Source organism: Paenibacillus sanguinis 2301083 = DSM 16941, assembly GCF_000374825.1.
Taxonomy (GTDB): domain Bacteria; phylum Bacillota; class Bacilli; order Paenibacillales; family Paenibacillaceae; genus Fontibacillus; species Fontibacillus sanguinis.
In genome coordinates, this window is sequence record NZ_KB895378.1 from 157,272 (window position 1) to 175,771 (window position 18,500).

The following is an 18,500-nucleotide window of genomic DNA, read 5'->3' on the forward strand; positions in this document are numbered from 1 at the left end:
CCTTTGCTGTGCAACTCCTATATCATTAAGCTTCCGAAGGATAGCGGAGTCCCCACTGTCCGCGAATCTGATCCAGAATACGCATAATTGCCAACGACTCATCCAGCGGTATCTCCTCGCATTCCTTCAACCCGGCACGCAGCGCCTTGCTTACTGCTTCGGCTTCAAAGACATAGCCCCTTGCTTCACGGTCATCCGTAAAGCTCTCGGGTTCCTCACCATCCACATAGAGGGTGGCTGCATTGGCACTCAGGAAGTTAGGGATATGAATCTTCCCGTGGGTCCCGTGAATATAGGCATCATTGCCCAGGTTCAAGCGTACGGCTCCGTTCAAGGAAGCGGCAACCCCATTCTCATAGGTCAGGAGCACCGAGAAGTGCTCATCCACCCCCGTCTCTCCAAGGTGAGCGGTACTTTGTATTTGCTGCGGATTGGCTCCCAGCACCATGGAAGCAAAAGAGATTGGATAGATGCCGGCATCCAGCAAGGCTCCGCCTCCTAATTGGGGATTCAGCAATCTTCCTTCCGGGTCCCAGCCTATACGGAAGCCAAAATCAGCCTTCACCAGGCGGATTTCTCCGATGCGGCCTTCTGCCAACCACTCGCGCACCTTGCGAATTGGCGGCAGGAACCGTGTCCACATGGCCTCCATCAGAAACAGCTTGTTCGCCCGAGCGTAGCCGATGATTTCCTCCAATTCGGAAGCATTAATAGTGAAGGGCTTTTCACACAAAACAGGCTTGCCCGCTCGCAATACACTCAAGACATTCTCTTTATGGTAAGGATGGGGTGTGGCTACGTACACAACATCTACATCGGGATCCGCCAACAATTCTTCATAGCTGCCGTAAGCCCGGGAAATCCCGAATTTATCGGCGAATGCCTTGGCCTTATCCAGGCTCCGGGAGCCAATAGCAAAAGCTTCCGCATGCTGTGCAAAAGCCAAATCCGCCACAAATTGTCCGGCGATTCCCCCGGCAGCCATAATACCCCATTTGATTTTCGTATCTGCCATGATTTGCCTCCTTCTAATCATTTAATAGATTTATCCTTTAGATAGCTCAAACAGTCATCTCTTGTCTTGGGTCACGAAGCGGTTCAGCCTGACGATTTGAACACTCACCTTTAGTATAACCGTTCTTGTCAGGCGTGGAAATCCCACCCAGTCAATCTATGCTTTTATGTTATAATCGATGAGTGCATTTGCTTCTGCACGCCAATTATGAGGTTGAGAGGTTGAAGATATGCTGACGTTTGAGCAAAAACTGAACATTCTGGAGTCCATCCCGGACCTGGAGCGCCGCAATGTTTCCCTAGGACGTGTAAATTTCCATTTTGAAGGCAGCGCTTATGATAAAAAAACGGTGGTCTACCACTTGCACCCAAATGGTAACGGATTCGTATATGCCGGTCTTCTGCAGCATCCTGACGCGGATGACAAAGGGTTCGTTAACATTCGTGATTTTGAAGAAAAGGAATTGCTTGACCTGGTCAAAGCTTCGATGGCTTCTCTATCCAAGCGTGAGGATAAACCGGAGGATTTTGAAGTTGCCCCTACAGCGGCTCAAGCCACCTCCTATGCTGCTCCCTCGGGAACTGGGGGTCTATGGATCAATGATAAGGGCGAAACGCTGACGCTCAAGTACGAAGATGATTTATGGTATATCTATTCCGGGCAAAGCCTGGAGATGGCCTTTGAGACTCGCGAAGAGGCGGGAGAGTATTTGAACGAGGAAGGCTTTACTCCTCACAGGGGCTAAGCAGGTCATCATCCATCGCAGCGCACAAGCGATATTTCCCTTTTTTGCTGGAGAGAGCACCTTAGCAGGCGCTACCGTTTATCAGAACATTTCAAACCATGCCGTTCAAAAGGTATGGTTTTTTGGCATGTACGGCCTTATTCCCAGCCTATTTTGTAAAAATAATATAAAATCGTCAAAAAAGTGTTTGAATTTAGACACAAAATGTTCAATAATTAAGAAAGACACAAAATGTTCACATTTGGCCAAAGCAATGGAAAGGAGCGATTTCTATGTGGAAGCCCGGCAACAAAATGAATGGCAACGCTTTTCTATGGATCATTGCGTTAGGCACATTTTACGCGCTGTTCTACACTATATTTACCCTTTTCGCTATCCATGGCCAGTAATCTCTGCACTATTGCAACCGCTAACAAATGCCGCTGATTATTCGGCTCAATCTAAAAATTAGCGGTTGATCGTTAGCAAGACTTATGAGGCGCATTGCACGTATCCCAAGAGTTCGCTGAATACCGCTGGTTCCAGGTTCTATTCGGGGGGTTCCTCTTCTTACTTATAGAGGTAGTTCAAAAAGTCGTCTTCCCAGAATGAAGTTGTTCAAGGAGTGGGTTCGACATCGAATCTTGAATTCAGCCGGGCCTAGCGTAGGCTTCCGTAGTATGTTTCTCGCAGAAACATAGGAGTTGCTTACGTACCCATGCTTCCGAAGTCGTATTCTCCGAAAACGTGTAGCTCCGCTACTTACGTCCCTAGCTTCATCGAGGCTCAAGCGTTTTGAAAAAACGCACATCGGAAGCATCAGCATCGGTCCTGAAAATTCGACTTTTTGAACACTCACACTTATAGGGAAAAACTCCCGTTAAATGGCTCAAATCCGCCAGAAATCGGGATTTATATGGATTCCCTCCTGCTAATCATTATGAAAAGGGAGATTTTTGGGAAAAAACCCAATATTAACATGAGGAATTCCTGTTATATACCCTATTTGGTGTAATACGAGCGAATTAGCATGAGGATTTCCCGTTAGAGGTATATTCGTTGTTGATTTACTCCCGAATGGATCATGTCAACCTCTGGTTTTTGTTTTGATTCGATTATTCCCCCTTGTGTTTCTTGCCTGTTGCACTATGAACCATGGATGCCGTATCCTTCAGATAGCGTATAATGAGCTTAAGCATAGCAATTGTGAGAGCACGTTCTCCATTGCTTCTTTGCATAAATCAGAAGCTAATTTATGTAAGTGCAAGTTTAATCCGAAGGAGTTTTAGCTTGAAAAATATTCTTGTCACCGGCTATCGTGCACATGAACTGGGCATATACAACCAAAAACACCAGGGCATCCCCTACATTCGTCAGGCTATTATAAATCGTCTTATTCCACTTCTGGAGGAAGGTCTGGAGTGGGTAATTACGCCAGGACAATACGGCGTTGACCTCTGGGCCTGTGAGGCCGTATTTGCACTCAAGCAGCAATATCCCCGGCTAAAATGCTCCATTATCACCGCATACAGTCATCAGGAAGAGAAATGGAGCGAAGAGAAACGAGACTATTACACTCAAATTCTCCGCCAGGTTGATCATTATGCTTCCATCAGCAAAGAGGCTTATCTGGGTCCGTGGCAGTTCAAGGCCCGGGACGAGTTGCTGTTGCGCAAAACGGACGGGATCTTGCTCGTTTATGATGAGGATGCCGGAGAAGCCAGTCCGAAATATATGAAGGCGCGAGCTTTGAAGAAGCAAGCCGAGGAAGGCTATGGCTATATTAACATTGGCTCTGAGGAGATTCAGTCCCTGGCGGATGAAGAGCAAGCTGCTTTCTATGAGGAACAGGAAGCCCTCAGCGTAGATCCCAACGGCTACAATTAAACGACAAGAGACCTGGAACCCCCCTTTACAGCGGAATTCCAGGTCTCTTGTTGGTATCACTATACAAGGCATAACAAGCAAGCGAGAAAATGATTCTGAAAAAGCTCAACTTATCTAGTTGGTATTTTTTGAATAAAATCCGTGTAATAGTTGTTTCCGTTGCGCAAATCAAATCGTTCAGCGGCTGTCAGCGCCTGATCCATGAAATATTTGCCAAGCCAAGCTACATTGCCCGCTTCTTCCCGATGTGGAAATTCGGCAGGCAGCTTAACCTGGTAAGACAGGCTTTCTTCGGCCAACCGCTGGAACATCTTGGCAGCATAGGCATTAAACATCATCACATGAAAAGGATTCTCATGATCCAGAGCCATAGGGATATGCTCCTCAAAAACCTCTAGCGCTTTGATTGGGTCTGTGAGGGTCAAATATCCGATATGTTCCCCGTGGTACAGCAGAAAATCACGATTCCCCTTCACCAGACGGTAGCCTCGACGCTGAAGCTTATCAGCTTCTTTCTGGCGGCCCAGGCGAAGCAGCGGGAAGAGAACCTTGGTAATCGTAACGTGAGGCACCTCGCCACAGCTCATACCGCCATCAATAATCGGCTTGGCTGCTTCAATAATTGCCTCATCATCCCCTTGCTTGACGGCACACTCCACCACCCGATTCTGCTCACAGGCCGGGCAATCACTCATGTCGTCCCGTTCCATCGTTTGAATTCGCTTCATATAATCCGCAGCAACCTCAATCTCACCCATTTCATTGGCGGTTACCATCTTATAGAAGTAGTAGGTACGATCGCTATAGCCATATTGCCCAAATCTTTGCTTCATATCCTCCAACAACTGTTCCACTTGCTCGCGAGTAATATCCGGGAAATTCGGCGCTTGGTCGAGAATCCACTTGTAGGACCAGAACAAGCTGAACTCGTCAAAACGCTCAGGCTCTTTGTCAAACTGTCCAAGCTGCCAGGAGAAGGCAACGAGAGCTTTCATAGGATAACCGTTAAAAACGCCACATTCCACAAGCTCCGCCCGAGCTTCATAACCTTGATCAACGTCCCCCGCAGCATCAGCCAATTGAATGGCTTGCTCCAGCATCTCCACCTTGGCCCGCCCATTTGGCAGCATAAACGCCTGCTCCATCAAATCATCGAAATCACCATCAAAATTCATGGTATTTATGTTATTCATGCGAAGTACCTCCATTTTGATTGACATCCATGCCCCAATCGATGAACCGAATAATTCCTTGATTCAGAAGGGCGATTTCCTTGCGATTCATCGGATAATGCCCCATTAACAAGGCATTACAATACAACATCTCTATCGCAGTCGGCAGCATCCCCAGATGCCCCGATGTGAATATACGGGCTACTACTGGATTGTCCAGGTTCAAATAAATCGTCGCGTATGCTGTAGCCTGATAGCTGGCACCCAAATTCCCCAGCACAGAGGATAGCAATTCCGTACTCGCTTCCTTGGCTGTCTCTAAAGTACGCAGGTCTGAGGATTCCTTCGACAACGTATAAAGCGCAGGCAAGTCGACCGGCTTAAAGCGTCTGATCTGAACGCGGCAGCGAAAAGGCTGCAAGGTTGCATCAGCCAGCTTGACAGCTTCATAATACTGCAATCGTTCCTCTGGCGTAATATCCGTGAAGGAGAAGGACACATCCTCAGGCAGCAATCGCTCCACGGTAATACGGTCATCCACTAACGGCAGTCTGGACAACAACTCGGCATCGTATATGTAGCCACCGTTCACCACCAGCATCGTTTGCGCTGAGGCTACGTGTGTAATCTGGCGATACTCATCCAGGCTAAGGGTATAGTAAAAATGCTGATGATCCTTGAGCAATTCATCAAGCTCACGGCTCCCATATGTCGTCTCGAAGGGGAGCCAGCGGTATATAATCGAGAAGAACTTGTCGTCCTCCACCGCCAGAGCCTTCATGGACAAGGCATGCAGATTGATAATGTGCTGAAGCCGATCCGGATCATATTCCGCCATTCTCATCAATTCGCTGCGAATGGATTCACCTAGCTGCTCGCGCACCTCTTCCAGCTTGTCGTTCTCGTAGAAGCTCTCCCGGGATGCTGTCGGCTGAAGCTCATCCGTCCACACTACACACTTCACGAAAAATGCCCAGTCCGGCAAAATATTCTCCGCTTTCTCCGATACAAGCATATGCTTGAGGTAGACACGGTGACTCTTCTTGGCATTGAGATTGACGGCTTGGGGAAGCACATAAGCAATCCCCCCCGTACGGCCTTCATCAGTCATCAAAGGAATAAAGTCACGAAATTTCTCCCCTAATAGCCGCTCGCCAAGCTTGAGCACTTCTTGCCGATGGCTTCGTGCCAATCCCGGGTCTTGAATCCATACAGGAATGTCATCATTAATGATGCGCTCCCCCTGACTGGATTGCAAAATGATAGGATAAGGCAGCAAAGCTCCGTAATAATGCAGCCATTCCGCCAGGCTAGCTTCTTCAAAGTAAAGCTCACAGCCCGGCTTGCAGCGTAAATATACCTTCGTTCCGGGGGACAGATCTCCCTCAAGTGTGCGAATACTATAGGTTCCGTCAGGCTTCCCTCGCCATTCGAGTGCCGGACCACCCTTGGCAGACCGTGTAATCATCACGATTTCATCGCTAACCATAAAGCAAGACAACAAGCCAATACCGAAACGGCCGATGAAGGATTCCTCTTTAGCCAGGAAGTCCTCACCACGTTTGGAGGATTGCCCGATCATCGCCAGGAATTCATGCACCTCGGCTTCGGTCAAGCCCACTCCGTTATCTTCAACGGTCAATGTGACGTTATGACCCGTGCCCGCAACTTCGACCACAATGCGGCCTGTATACCCCGGCTCCTGCAGCCCATTTCTGGCCGTTACTGCATCAACCCCATTTTGCAAGAGCTCGCGCAAATATACTTTAGGATTACTATACAAATGGTTTGACAGGATGTTGATCATCCCGCTCAAATTGACCTGAAAACGATAGTTTTCTTCTACACTCATCGTAAATCTCCTTCCTAGCTATGCAACACGTATTACTCTATGTAAGCTCAACATACCTAATCATAATTTCCGGTTTCCATGAAAATAGCACAAACTTCCATCTATTGAAAGAGACCTCAGCCCCACCTTGCCCGAATCTGGAGACAACAGCTGAGCCCGCTGCATACGATATCAAGATTAATTCCGCAGCAATTGCTCAGATCCTAAGGAGGTATTCTCGTGAACAATCAGCACCTTCCGGCGGTGGCTTATTTCAGCATGGAATACGGATTGCATCAAGACTTCAAGATATACGCAGGTGGACTTGGCATTCTTGCCGGCGACTTCATCAAAGGGGCCAAGGACCTCGGCGTCCCTCTGATCGGCATCGGAATTCGCTGGAAGCAAGGTTATACCGAGCAACGCATCGATCACGAAGGCAAGCCCTATGATACGTTTGTTGATCAGGAATATGACTTTTTAGAAGATACGGGGGTTAGGCTCACCGTAACGGTCAAGGATGCTGAGGTCCCTTGTAAAGTATGGAAAACCGAACGCTTTGACAATAATCCGCTTTACTTGCTTGATGCCGACGTTGATGAAAGCCCACATGGCTGGATAACTGCACGGCTATATGGAGGCTCAAGCGAAGAACGCATCGCCCAAGAGATCGTTCTCGGCATCGGCGGGGTAAAGGCCATCCGGGCGCTTGACCTTGAGATCGATGTCTACCACTTCAACGAGGGCCATGCAGCTCTGGCAGCTACAGAATTGATTCGGGAGAAGATGGCTGGCGGCCTCTCCTTTGAATCCGCTTGGCGCAAAACCCGCGAGGAGGTTGTATTCACTACCCATACTCCGGTCAAGGAGGGGAATGAAGCCCATGCCCTGGACCTGCTGGCTGCGATGTCTGCCTATAATGGACTGAGCCGTGAACAAATGGAGCAAATCGGCGGCAATCCGTTTAACATGACCGTTGCCGGCTTGCGGCTCTCCCGCCGCTCCAATGCCGTTGCCGCACTCCATGCCCAAACGGCCAACCGGATGTGGAAGGATGTGCATGGCCGCTCGGAAATCATCGGCATCACCAATGCCATTCACTTACCTACCTGGGCCGATCCGCGCATAACTCAAGCCTATGAGAATGGGGGAGATCTTTGGGCAGTCCACACTGAGCTCAAGCATGAACTGATCCACTGGATACGCCAGCATTCCGGCGTAGCTCTGAATGCGAAGCGTTTGCTGATTGGCTTCTCCAGGCGCGCTGCGCCTTACAAGCGAAGCGATCTGATCTTCTCTCAACCCGAATTGATAACCCCTTATCTGGAGAGCGGGCAGCTTCAAATCGTCTTCTCCGGCAAAGCCCATCCTAATGATGAGACCGGCAAACAAATCGTCAGCCGACTGGTGGCCATGATGAAGAAGTATCCCGGCAGCGTCGTATTTCTGGAAAATTACGATATGCTGATCGGTGCCAAGCTTACACGGGGCGTAGACGTATGGCTGAATAATCCCCGAAGGCCACTGGAAGCCAGCGGAACCTCGGGGATGAAGGCCGCTGTCAACGGTGTCCTCAACTGCTCCATTCTCGATGGCTGGTGGCCCGAGGCCTGCCTGGACGGGGAGAATGGCTGGCAGATTGGAGACGGGTTTGAATCGAATGATATTCACGAATTGGATCGCCATGATGGCGCCGCTCTTTACGACACTATACTCCAGCGGGTATTGCCCACGTATTACCATGATCAGACACGCTGGGTGCAAATGATGCGCAAAAGCATCGAAACAACTCGTGAAGCCTTCTCCACTCGGCGGATGCTTCTAGATTATTACGAGCAGCTTTATCAACCGTTGCGCAAATAGACACAAACTGTGCTTATAAGACTAATGATTCTGTCAAACATAGTTCATTATTCCTTTCCTTCTTCCGATAATATATAGATATTAATGCCTATATCAGAAGAAGGAGAAATATTCATCATGATAAACAAACATAACAAGCACAGTCTGGGCAAGCTGCTGGTGCTAGCCCTGGCCCTCATCTGTCTCGTCCCGGCAAGCCTTGATGCTGTCGCAGCAGCGCCAGTCAAGGTCAAAAATGTGGTTTTGCTGGACGCCAATACTAACCTTGCTTATATCCCCGGGCGGGTATTAAACGGATTCGCGGAGACCCGCGTACAGTGGAATCCTTCGGAAAAGAAACTGCATATTGCTAAAGGCGAATTGCGCATCACCCTGCAGGCGGGCAGCACCATGGCCTATGTGAACGAAGAGACCCGCATCTTGACGAGTGCCCCCTTTACAGAAGCGGGTACCGCCTATCTTCCATTGCAAGTCGTTAAAGATATTCTGCAAGTTCCTATCAAATGGAACAAAGAAACGGCTTCCGTCAGCTTCGGTCAAGCAGAGAAGCAACTCACCCTGCCCTACATGACCCGAAGTACAGCAGCTAATCAGGGAAAGGCCATCGTCAGCGAACGCAAAAGCTTCAAGATCGGCAGCCGTTCCTTTAAGGTACAGACAGTGACCATCTCGTTGATGGATCCTAAAGTTCAGCTTAAGGTCGCTTTGGCCGGAGATGAAATTGGCAAAGTTGAGGATCTCAGCAGCCTGGCCAAACGCCACAAGGCGGTTGTAGCAGTTAACGGCACCTTCTTCAACGCCTACACCTCCGAGGCCCATAAAGCCCCTTATGGTTATATCGTGAGTAATGGCGAATTAAAAATGATAGCCGGCGGCGACAAACGCACCATCTTCGCCTACGACTCCAATTTGCTGACACAGCTAATCCCTGGCACAGCATTTACAGATGCATTTGCTGAAGGCAATATAGAGGGTGCCTTACAGGCCGGGCCACGCCTTGTGGTGGATGGCAAGGTAGCCATCGATGTGAAAACAGAGGGCTTCAAAGACCCGAAAATCCTTACCGGTGGCGGAGCACGGAGCGCACTGGGAATTACCCGTGACCACAAGCTGATTCTGCTGACGACCGGGGGAGCCACGATCCCGCAGTTGGCTGAGATTATGAAGCAAGCCGGAGCCTATCAAGCCATGAACCTGGATGGCGGAGCTTCCAGCGGGTTGTACTATAATGGCAAGTATCTCACCTCGCCAGGACGCAAAATCAGCAATGCCTTGCTTGTCACCTATCCTTAGAAGCAGGTTAACAAGCTCGCTAGAGAACGAATAATTAGTAAAATAGAAAATGAGTATAAGACTTATAAAACCTCGAGGGTGTTTGGAAGCAAACAGATAGAAGAGAGTAAACTGAAAACTATGAAAACTATTTTAAGATATCCTGTTCTCACACCTCATCGGCAGCATAACGCAAACCAAATTGATGTCTGGCTTCCTCCATCAGCTCCGCCACGGCAAGGGACCGGGCATGTGTGTTGATATCACTTTCTCTCCGCCCGCTCTTAATCAAATCAATGAATTCCAGCGCCTCGTAATACATGGATTCCTGTGGCTGGGAGCGGGTCAACTCCTCCGTCGTCCCGTCACGATACATAATTTTCACCTCATAGGGCTGATTGATTCGATCAATGACAATCGTTCCATTCTCCCCTTGAATCTCGGTGGGCAAGTAGGAATCCGTAATTTTCGAGTACATAATAATTCCATCCATATCGGGATAGCGAACCATGAGGCCACCCTGCCCATCCACTCCGGAGGATAACATGACCGCAGAGGCCTGCACTTCTTCCGGCTTGCCAAATAATGTGACCATCGGGTAGATGCAATAGATGCCCAAATCCATCAGCGCCCCGTTGGAGAAGGCCGGGTTAAATGCATTCAGCACTTTCCCCTGCTTGAAAGCATCATATCGCGAAGAATACTGGCAATAGCTTGAAAAATAACGGCGCACCCTGCCAATTTTGTACAAATTATCATGAACCGCCCGGAAGTTGGGCATCAAGGTCGACTTCAGTGCTTCCATTAGCAGCACATCGTTACGCCCCGCCGCCTCAATCATCCGCCGGACCTCCGCCGCATTGGAAGCCATCGGCTTTTCGCATAACACATGCTTGCCATGGTCCATCATCAGAATGGCCTGCTCGGCATGCAAGGAATTCGGGCTGGCGATATATACGGCGTCGACCTCCGGGCTGGAAGCCATCTCTGCCAAATCCGTGAATACCTGCGGATCTCCAAACTTGGCGGCAAAGTCCCTCCCCTTCTCAGCAGATCGGGAGTAAACGGCAGTCAGCGCAAATTGCTCTGTTTCCAGAGCGGATTGGATAAAACGTTCTGTGATCCAATTCGTCCCAATGATGGCGAAACGTATCAAAGTGATGTCATCCCCTTTTTCGTATATGAATCAGCTACCCGTATTCTCTCATTCCCCGTCAGCCTTGTCCACATTCCTTTTGCAAAACCTGCTTTATTCGTGCATAACTTACTTGCATGGGCTAAGTCAACTCCATTACAATAGAAGTTGAAGAGAGGTGAGAGCCATGAATGAACATAGTCGCGCTTGGTTGAATCAAGACTTGAAGTACATCGTCAGCGGAGATTCCATATCGAAGGGCGTCATTTATGACGAGACACGCAGCAGATACGTCGTACTGGAGAATAATTACGTTTCCTTGCTGCAACAGAAGCTAAAGGGAGCGATTCACAACACCGCCCGGTTCGGTAATACGCTTGTTAAGGGGTTAACCAACCTGAAGAGGGATGTGGAGAAGGATAAGCCCAACATCGTGCTAATTGAATACGGTGGCAATGATTGCGACTTTAACTGGAATGAAATTGCCCTTAATCCGGATGCAGAGCATAGTCCAAAGACGGATTTTACCATCTTCGAGAAGAAGCTGACAGAAGCGATTGAGTTTGTGAAGAGCCAACGCATTATTCCGGTGCTGATGAGCCTTCCGCCGTTAAATGCCGACAAGTATTTTAAATGGGTCAGCAAAAGCGATCCTGAGGCGGAGAAAAACATCATGAAGTGGCTAGGTAGCGTTACGAAGATTTATTGGTGGCAGGAGCGCTACAACTCAACGATTCTCAAGGTATCCGCTCAGACCAAGACGAGATATATCGATGTGCGCGGCGCATTTCTGGAGCATCCCGATTTTACTCGCTTCCTTTGCTCCGACGGGATTCACCCCAATGAGGACGGACATCGCCTTATCTGCGATAAGGTGCTGGAGTTCATTCGCAACCATTACCGGCAGCTCTTGCGTGAGAATGGCGAAGGACACCTGGTTATAGAATAAATGGCGTGGGAATAGCGTTAGCCTTGGCTACCGCTCCCGCGCCATATTTTGTACCTGCTGATTTCAACCTGCTTCCGGCTCGCCAGCAACTCAGCGTATGGGACAGTTATTGAAGCTGCTGCAGGTCTGCCCATACCTTCTTGTTGCTATATCGCTTATCCGTGCTGATATCTGGTCCAAACCATGCTGGAGGAGCAAAGGCCAGCGCCTGTTCCTCGGACTCGAATTCAACCTCCAGCACGATGAAGTCGATCTGATCATAACGGTCAATCTCTAGAACGATTCCTTTCCATTCTGCGGTCACTCGGCGTTTCGTCAACGCTACCGCCCCGTGTACCTCCGTAATCTGACGGTACAGCCCCTCCGAGATCGAGACTTCAACCTCTTCCCGTGTCAGACCAAAACCTCGTTTGAATGTATGCGTATAATCAATTTCTCCGGTACGCAAATTTTCAATTCTACGAACGCGCAGCTCCTGATCCTCATGCAAAGCCAGATAGATCTGGTCGATGGCATGCTCCGATTGGATGCGTAATTGCCCCTCCTTGATTAAAGCCTCCGGGTAAGCCGGCAGCAAAAACTTTCGTTCAATTTCTAGTGACAAGGGAACATACCTCCTTTTGTTCATCCCCATCAGTATAGCGAGCGCGGCTTATCTCTACAAGCAGATTCATCCATCTTGACCTTGCCGGATGGCATCCAGCTTGAGGGCTTGAAGAGCTTTTGCTTTGGCCACATTGTAGCTTTGCCAGGACGTATCCTGGTGGCTCAGCCAATCCCAGCGCTCATGAAGCTCGCGCCTCAGGCTCTCATTTCCTTCCTCGCGGCTGAACTTTAATAGCGATGGCACCGTATCAAGCGAAAGTCCTGCCAAGTATTCCGCATCGATATGTCCACTCACTTGGTAACGCTCTATATTTTGCTGTAAAATAATCCGGTCCATATTCACGTAATTGACGAGCAGATATGCCGCCAGACTCACCACAATCATACACTTCGCAAGAGGAAGCGAGTTAACATGGATGCGTAAACCAGCACAAGCCAGCAGTACCGCCAGATAGAGCATGAAGCCATGTGACAGGAAGCGAATATAGGTATAGCCATAGGCCTCCTCATACAGTATAAGCCGGGTGAAAGCGGAGACCAGCATTACTGCCGAGCAGCCTACCACAACATAGAGGAGGACTTGATTGAATTGCCGCAAGCCTTTCCCCGACTCCCCGGTACATGTCAGCACAATCGCCAACAGGGCAAAATTCTGGTTCCCGCCCTCCAACTAGCCTGTTTGCCCGTTGCAGCTATTAATTAAATATGGGCTCAATCTAAAAATCAGTGCTTGCCAACAGACATCACGGAAGAACCCTACGGATTCCTAGCGCCTCATCGTCCACATAACAAACACTGAGTCTATATTTATTAAAAAAATAGTCAAAAACTGAAACATCTGCCCGTCCTCCTGCGTCAGAAAACTAAATAATCATCATAAGGATAGGAGAGATAGCGATGAATAAGAAGAAACGGCTGGTTAAAGCACCGAAATTAACCCTGCTGATGGTCATTGTATTGACCATGGTTTTTGGCTCTAGCGCCTCCGCGTTTAACGACATCAAAGGGGACAAGGAACAGAAAGCCATTGAACGTCTGGAGCAGCGGGGATTTATTAAGGGGGATTTGAACGGCCGATTCCATCCGTTCGAGAAGATGAACGGAGCCGCGGCTGTCACCCTGATCGTAAACGCGCTAGACCTTAATATAGATAACATCGATTACGTCAAAGAGCCAAAAGCCAGCGATTACTTTACCCATGTCAAGGATAATGTCTGGTATTCTCAGGCCTTCGTGATTGCCGCAGTGAACCAACTCGATATTTCCAAGGATATCAAGCCTTCCAGTCCGGTAACCAAGGAGCAGTTCACTCATTGGCTGTTCAAGGCGCTGAACACGAAGGGTGAATTCGCCTGGACCCTGCAATATACAGAAATTGCGGATAACGAACAAATCAACCCTGACTATGCTAGCAGCATTCAGACAATGCTGAACGGGGGAATCATCTCCCTGGACAAGGATCAGAAATTTAATCCGACTCAGTCTGTCACACGCAGTGAAGCAGTAGGCATGGTTTATCGGACGCTCGAATTTATTGAGAACATCCAGACAATCGAACCTGCGCCAGTTAATCTATATGATCCAAGTCTGAAGACGGAAGCCGTCTCCAAGGAAATTACAAAGGTAACGATTTCCGGCATGGCTCCACATCCTGGCTATGCTCTGGAGATTGCCAGTGTGGAATATAGCAAAGGCACCGCCCTGGTCCATTGCCGCGTGCTGCCACCAGACCCCGATATGGTCTACCCTCAAGTGATTAGTGAAGTTACCGCTGTTACTTACATCCCGGCAGGGTATAAGGCCGAGCTGGGTACCGTATCGGAATAATACACACAACCAAAAGAATGGACAGGAGCGGCACTTCAAGCCGCACACTGTCCATTCTTTTTGTGTATTCACACCGCATACAGGCGTGGAACCCGTTGGCTGATCAAGCATATTACTTCGTAATGAATGGTGTTTATCCAAGCCGCCAGCTCATCAAGAGGGATCCCCTCGCCCTGCTCGTTACTGCCGAACAGAATCACCTCATCGCCTGGTGATACCCCCTGAACTCCGGTGACATCCAGCATCGTCTGGTCCATGCAGATTCGGCCAATGACCGGAACTCGCTGCCCCCGCACCCAAGCAAAGCCGCAGTTCGACAAGTTGCGCGTTAAACCATCGGCATAGCCGATAGGAAGAGTGGCGATGAGACTTTTATCCACGGCTCGATAAGTACGTCCGTAGCCCACGGTTTGGCCTGGCTGAACAGAGTGCAGCGCCGCTATCCTCGTCTTCAGCGACATGGCCTGCCGGAGTGGATATTCAGGCAAACGCAATGGTTCCGAAGGGTATAATCCATACAAGGCAATGCCTACCCTGATCATATCCAGATGCATTTCGGGGAAACGCATCGCTGCCGCACTGTTGCAGCAATGCTTGATCGGAATATGGAAGCCCCTGCTCTCCAAGGCTTCAATGCAAGCGGTAAACCGGGCGAACTGTTGCCGGGCAAAGTCCGTATCAACACCATCGGCATCAGCAAAATGAGTAAACAAGCCCTCCACCAGCACATAAGGAGCAGCCGCTGAAGCCTGCTCCATCAGCTCAATTACAGCCGGAATGGAAGCTATGCCAATCCGGCTCATGCCCGTGTCGAATTTTAAATGAATTCGAGCTGTATTTTGATTCCGCCGCGCACAGATGATAACCTCCTGCAGCACTTCTTCAGTGAACACGGTAAGCGTGATGTTCTGCATCAAGGCCGCTTCCACTGCATGGGGCGGCGTGTAGCCGAGCACAAGAACGGGCTGCATGATCCCTGAATCTCTTAACTGCAATCCTTCATCGACAAGCGCTACACCAAGGTATTCGGCCCCCGCATGAATGGCTGTGCGGGCCACCTGTACGGCCCCATGACCGTAGGCATTTGCTTTAACGACCGCCATCAGACGACAGTCCCGAGCCTTCTGTCTGCTGAATAACCTTGTGTTATGAGCAATCGCCGGAAGTGAAATCTCCGCCCACGTATCCCGGCTTCCCGTGGGGGAAGTGAACTGAGCTGCTATGGTCTTCATTGACACTGCCTCTTTCCGGATAAAAATGTTAAATTTAATCCATGTCAGTATTTTCCCATAATTTTAGAATTTTTTGTGATTTTTCTTGAAAAAACTTTAAATATCCGCTCATTTAACGTCATATTAATTGACAAACTCTGCCGATCAGAGGATAAAATAGAAGCGAATTCAGATTTATATGTTAGATAACATGACAGGAGGAAGCTATATGATCGTAGGCGTACCCCGGGAAATTAAAAACAATGAGAACCGGGTGGCAATGACCCCCGCAACCGCACATCTGCTCATCAACGCAGGTCATGAGGTATGGATGGAGAAGGATGCCGGAGCGGGAAGCGGCTTCTCAGATGCCGAATATGCAGCGGTAGGCGCCAAATTGGTGGCCACAGCCGCCGAAGCCTGGTCCACAGACATGGTTATGAAGGTCAAAGAGCCGCAACCCGAGGAATACCGTTTTTTTCGCCAAGGACTTATCTTGTTTACGTACCTTCACCTGGCTTCAGAGCTGGAATTAACCCTTGCCCTCAAAGGCAGCGGCGTAACTGCCATCGCCTATGAGACGGTCGAGGTGAACAAAACCCTCCCATTGCTTACGCCAATGAGTGAGGTCGCCGGGCGGATGTCTGTACAGATTGGCGCCCAATTCCTGGAGAAGCCCCACGGTGGCAAGGGTATCCTGCTCGGTGGTGTTCCCGGCGTCAAGCGAGGCAAGGTTACGATCATCGGCGGCGGTGTGGTGGGGACGAACGCCGCACGAATGGCTATGGGCCTGGGCGCAGATGTAACGATTATTGATCTGAGCGCTGACCGACTGCGTGAGTTGGAGGATACCTTTGACAAGGGCGTCCAGACCTTGATGTCCAGTCCGCAGCATATTGCCGAAGCGGTCCGGGAAGCCGATCTTGTCATCGGTGCGGTGCTGATCACCGGGGCCAAAGCGCCCAAGCTTGTGACCGAAGAGATGGTCAAGTCCATGTCTGCCAGGTCAGTCATTGTTGACGTAGCCATCGATCAGGGCGGCATATTTGAAACCGTAGACCACATCACAACTCATTCCGAGCCAACCTATGTGAAGCATGGTGTCATTCATTACGCCGTAGCCAACATGCCTGGTGCCGTTCCCCGCACCTCCACACTGGCTCTTGTTAATGCCACCATGTCATATGCGCTTGATATTGCCTCCAAAGGCGTACACTTGGCGTTAAGTGAGTCCGATGCCCTGAGAAGAGGCGTGAATGTTGCGGGCGGTTCCATTACCTACGCCTCCGTTGCCCATGATCTTCATCTGGAATACACTCCGGTAGAACAGGTCTTGAAGCTATAAGATCAATCAGCGGACCTGCCGCCTGACGGCTTGAGAGCGAGCAGTCTTGCCGCCGTTTCGCCAATCAGGCGGATCCCCTGGGTAATGTCCTCATCCTTGACACGGGAAATTCCAAGGCGCAGCGTATGACGTCCACCCCCATCGGTGAAGAACATATCCCCCGGTGTAAAAATAACCCCCTGTGCCGCACAGGCTTGCAATAGCTCCCACGTGTCAAAGCCCTCCCTGAATTCCAAAAACAGATGCAAGCCTCCACTGCCCGAGAGCCGGGCATAAGGGACAAATTCCTCACAGCAGGCCCGGGCCAGCTCATATTTCCGCTTATATTCCGTCCTGGCTTTCTTCATATATTTCTCCAGATGGCCGTTGTGTAGATATTGATACAACACGGATTGATCCAAGGTTGAGGTGTGGATGCTGCGCGCCCGCTTGACACTCTCAAGCACCTCGATTAATTCCCGGTCCGCCAGCACCCACCCGATGCGAATGCCGGGGAACAGGACCTTGGAGAAGCTGCCCAGATACACCACGCCGTTCCCCTGCCCGGACATTGCAATCAGCGGAGCCACATGAGCGCCGGAATAGCGCAGCTCTTCATTGAACCCGTCTTCAATGACGGGCACGCGATAACGCCCCAATAATTGCAGCAAGGCCAGCCTCTTTTCGGCCGAGGTTACGATGCCCGTGGGATTATGATAAGAAGGAACCAGGTACGCGCAATCATAGGTTTGCTCCTGCAAGGCCCGCTCCAATGCCGTCAGGTCGAGCCCATCAGGCTGCATCGGAATTCCCGTGATGGCGAATCCATGCCTGCGTAAATTCTTGATGGCCGTATGATGTGTTGGATTTTCACACAGTACCCGACCAGTAAAGCGTGGGCCCAGGCTGCCTGAGCCACCCGGTCCGTTCTGAACCAGGCCACGGGCAGGCTTCGCTTCCTCCGTCCCGCCAAGAGAAGACAATACAATGTCCAATCCTTCCGTAAACCCGCTGGTGATCAGCATTTCCTTCCCTGTCAAATCCACACCCTTGCGCTCCATATATTTCATCAAATAATCGATGAGGGGCTTGTAGCCCTTAGCATAGCCATAATTAAGCAGCACGCGCCCTTCCACCGCCATACGGTCCAGAAAGGCACGCTTGACATGATCCAGGTCAAACAATTGTTCATCAGGGGCAATGCTTGTAAAAGAGATGGTTGCTTGCCCGCCGCCCGGGATCGGTTGCTTCCGCTTCATATGGTCCAATTCTACGGCAATTCGAGCCTGGTGGTTCATTCGGTCCAACCAGTTCATGTGCCAGGGCTCCAGGTCGGCTCCTTTTGCTACCGAAATACCAGTGACAAAATTTCCTTTGCCCGTAACGGCATGAATGACCCCTTCGTCCTGTAAGGACTCATAGGCGGCAACTACACTGCCCCTGCTCACGTCCAGCAAACCGGCCAGCTCGCGGGTGGAGGGCAATCGCTCTCCTTCCTGCAAAGCGCCTTGGGTAATGAGCCAAACGATATAATTTTTTACCTGCAGATATACCGGCGTCCCGGCTGCAAGCCTGAATTCGTTAAACATAATGAACTCGCCCCCACTCTCATGATGGCATACCATCCGCTGAAAAGAAAAGAACCACTCTGCTGCTTTTTCTAGCAGAGAGTGGTTCGCACCGT

Annotated in this window: 15 protein-coding genes; 7 read left to right on the forward strand and 8 right to left on the reverse strand. The window is 50.0% G+C overall.

Annotated features, from left to right (window positions below):
- Window positions 1–25: 25 nt before the first annotated feature.
- On the reverse strand, window positions 26–1,015 hold the full coding sequence (locus C557_RS0106800) for a Gfo/Idh/MocA family protein (RefSeq protein ID WP_018751090.1): 990 nt from the start codon (window positions 1,013–1,015) through the stop codon (window positions 26–28).
- A 229-nt stretch (window positions 1,016–1,244) separates the two neighbouring features.
- Between C557_RS0106800 and C557_RS0106805 the strand changes: the two genes are divergently transcribed.
- Both C557_RS0106805 and C557_RS0106815 read left to right on the forward strand, forming a co-directional pair.
- Entirely contained in the window at window positions 1,245–1,760 is a 516-nt protein-coding gene (locus tag C557_RS0106805) for a hypothetical protein (protein ID WP_018751091.1), read from the forward strand.
- Between the two features lie 1,269 nt (window positions 1,761–3,029).
- On the forward strand, window positions 3,030–3,626 hold the full coding sequence (locus C557_RS0106815; protein WP_018751093.1) for an SLOG family protein: 597 nt from the start codon (window positions 3,030–3,032) through the stop codon (window positions 3,624–3,626).
- A gap of 110 nt (window positions 3,627–3,736) precedes the next feature.
- Here the strand turns inward: C557_RS0106815 and C557_RS0106820 are convergent, their stop codons facing one another.
- Together C557_RS0106820 and C557_RS0106825 are read right to left on the reverse strand one after the other, a co-directional pair.
- Window positions 3,737–4,819, reverse strand: a complete 1,083-nt coding sequence (locus C557_RS0106820) for a hypothetical protein (RefSeq protein ID WP_018751094.1) — start codon at window positions 4,817–4,819, stop codon at window positions 3,737–3,739.
- Entirely contained in the window at window positions 4,812–6,650 is a 1,839-nt protein-coding gene (locus C557_RS0106825; RefSeq protein ID WP_018751095.1) for an HSP90 family protein, read from the reverse strand. Before C557_RS0106825 ends, C557_RS0106820 begins: the two co-directional genes overlap by 8 nt.
- A 219-nt stretch (window positions 6,651–6,869) precedes the next feature.
- Here C557_RS0106825 and glgP point away from each other — a divergent pair, with 219 nt between their 5' ends.
- Window positions 6,870–8,492, forward strand: coding sequence for an alpha-glucan family phosphorylase (glgP, locus tag C557_RS0106830; protein ID WP_018751096.1), 1,623 nt, complete (start codon window positions 6,870–6,872; stop codon window positions 8,490–8,492).
- Window positions 8,493–8,609: 117 nt separating this feature from the next.
- Complete coding sequence (locus tag C557_RS0106835; RefSeq protein ID WP_018751097.1) at window positions 8,610–9,785, forward strand: phosphodiester glycosidase family protein; 1,176 nt, start codon at window positions 8,610–8,612, stop codon at window positions 9,783–9,785.
- Between the two features lie 148 nt (window positions 9,786–9,933).
- On the opposite strand, the gene C557_RS0106840 is transcribed toward C557_RS0106835, so the two are convergent.
- Window positions 9,934–10,917 carry a Gfo/Idh/MocA family protein gene (locus C557_RS0106840; protein WP_026263345.1) on the reverse strand — a complete coding sequence of 328 codons (984 nt, stop codon included), beginning with the start codon at window positions 10,915–10,917 and terminating at the stop codon, window positions 9,934–9,936.
- Window positions 10,918–11,086: 169 nt separating this feature from the next.
- On the opposite strand from C557_RS0106840, the gene C557_RS0106845 reads away from it, so the two are divergent.
- Window positions 11,087–11,848 carry an SGNH/GDSL hydrolase family protein gene (locus tag C557_RS0106845; protein WP_018751099.1) on the forward strand — a complete coding sequence of 254 codons (762 nt, stop codon included), beginning with the start codon at window positions 11,087–11,089 and terminating at the stop codon, window positions 11,846–11,848.
- 106 nt (window positions 11,849–11,954) lie between these two features.
- On the opposite strand, the gene C557_RS0106850 is transcribed toward C557_RS0106845, so the two are convergent.
- Complete coding sequence (locus tag C557_RS0106850; RefSeq protein WP_018751100.1) at window positions 11,955–12,452, reverse strand: CYTH domain-containing protein; 498 nt, start codon at window positions 12,450–12,452, stop codon at window positions 11,955–11,957.
- A 66-nt stretch (window positions 12,453–12,518) separates the two neighbouring features.
- Window positions 12,519–13,124: a DUF4153 domain-containing protein gene (locus C557_RS0106855; protein ID WP_026263347.1), complete on the reverse strand. Its 606-nt coding sequence runs from the start codon at window positions 13,122–13,124 to the stop codon at window positions 12,519–12,521.
- Between the two features lie 227 nt (window positions 13,125–13,351).
- On the opposite strand from C557_RS0106855, the gene C557_RS0106860 reads away from it, so the two are divergent.
- Complete coding sequence (locus C557_RS0106860) at window positions 13,352–14,281, forward strand: S-layer homology domain-containing protein (RefSeq protein WP_018751102.1); 930 nt, start codon at window positions 13,352–13,354, stop codon at window positions 14,279–14,281.
- Window positions 14,282–14,349: 68 nt separating this feature from the next.
- On the opposite strand, the gene alr is transcribed toward C557_RS0106860, so the two are convergent.
- Window positions 14,350–15,513 carry an alanine racemase gene (alr, locus tag C557_RS0106865; RefSeq protein WP_018751103.1) on the reverse strand — a complete coding sequence of 388 codons (1,164 nt, stop codon included), beginning with the start codon at window positions 15,511–15,513 and terminating at the stop codon, window positions 14,350–14,352.
- 208 nt (window positions 15,514–15,721) lie between these two features.
- Between alr and ald the strand changes: the two genes are divergently transcribed.
- On the forward strand, window positions 15,722–16,837 hold the full coding sequence (ald, locus tag C557_RS0106870) for an alanine dehydrogenase (RefSeq protein ID WP_018751104.1): 1,116 nt from the start codon (window positions 15,722–15,724) through the stop codon (window positions 16,835–16,837).
- A 2-nt stretch (window positions 16,838–16,839) separates the two neighbouring features.
- On the opposite strand, the gene C557_RS0106875 is transcribed toward ald, so the two are convergent.
- Window positions 16,840–18,405 carry an aminotransferase-like domain-containing protein gene (locus C557_RS0106875; RefSeq protein ID WP_018751105.1) on the reverse strand — a complete coding sequence of 522 codons (1,566 nt, stop codon included), beginning with the start codon at window positions 18,403–18,405 and terminating at the stop codon, window positions 16,840–16,842.
- Window positions 18,406–18,500 lie beyond the last annotated feature (95 nt).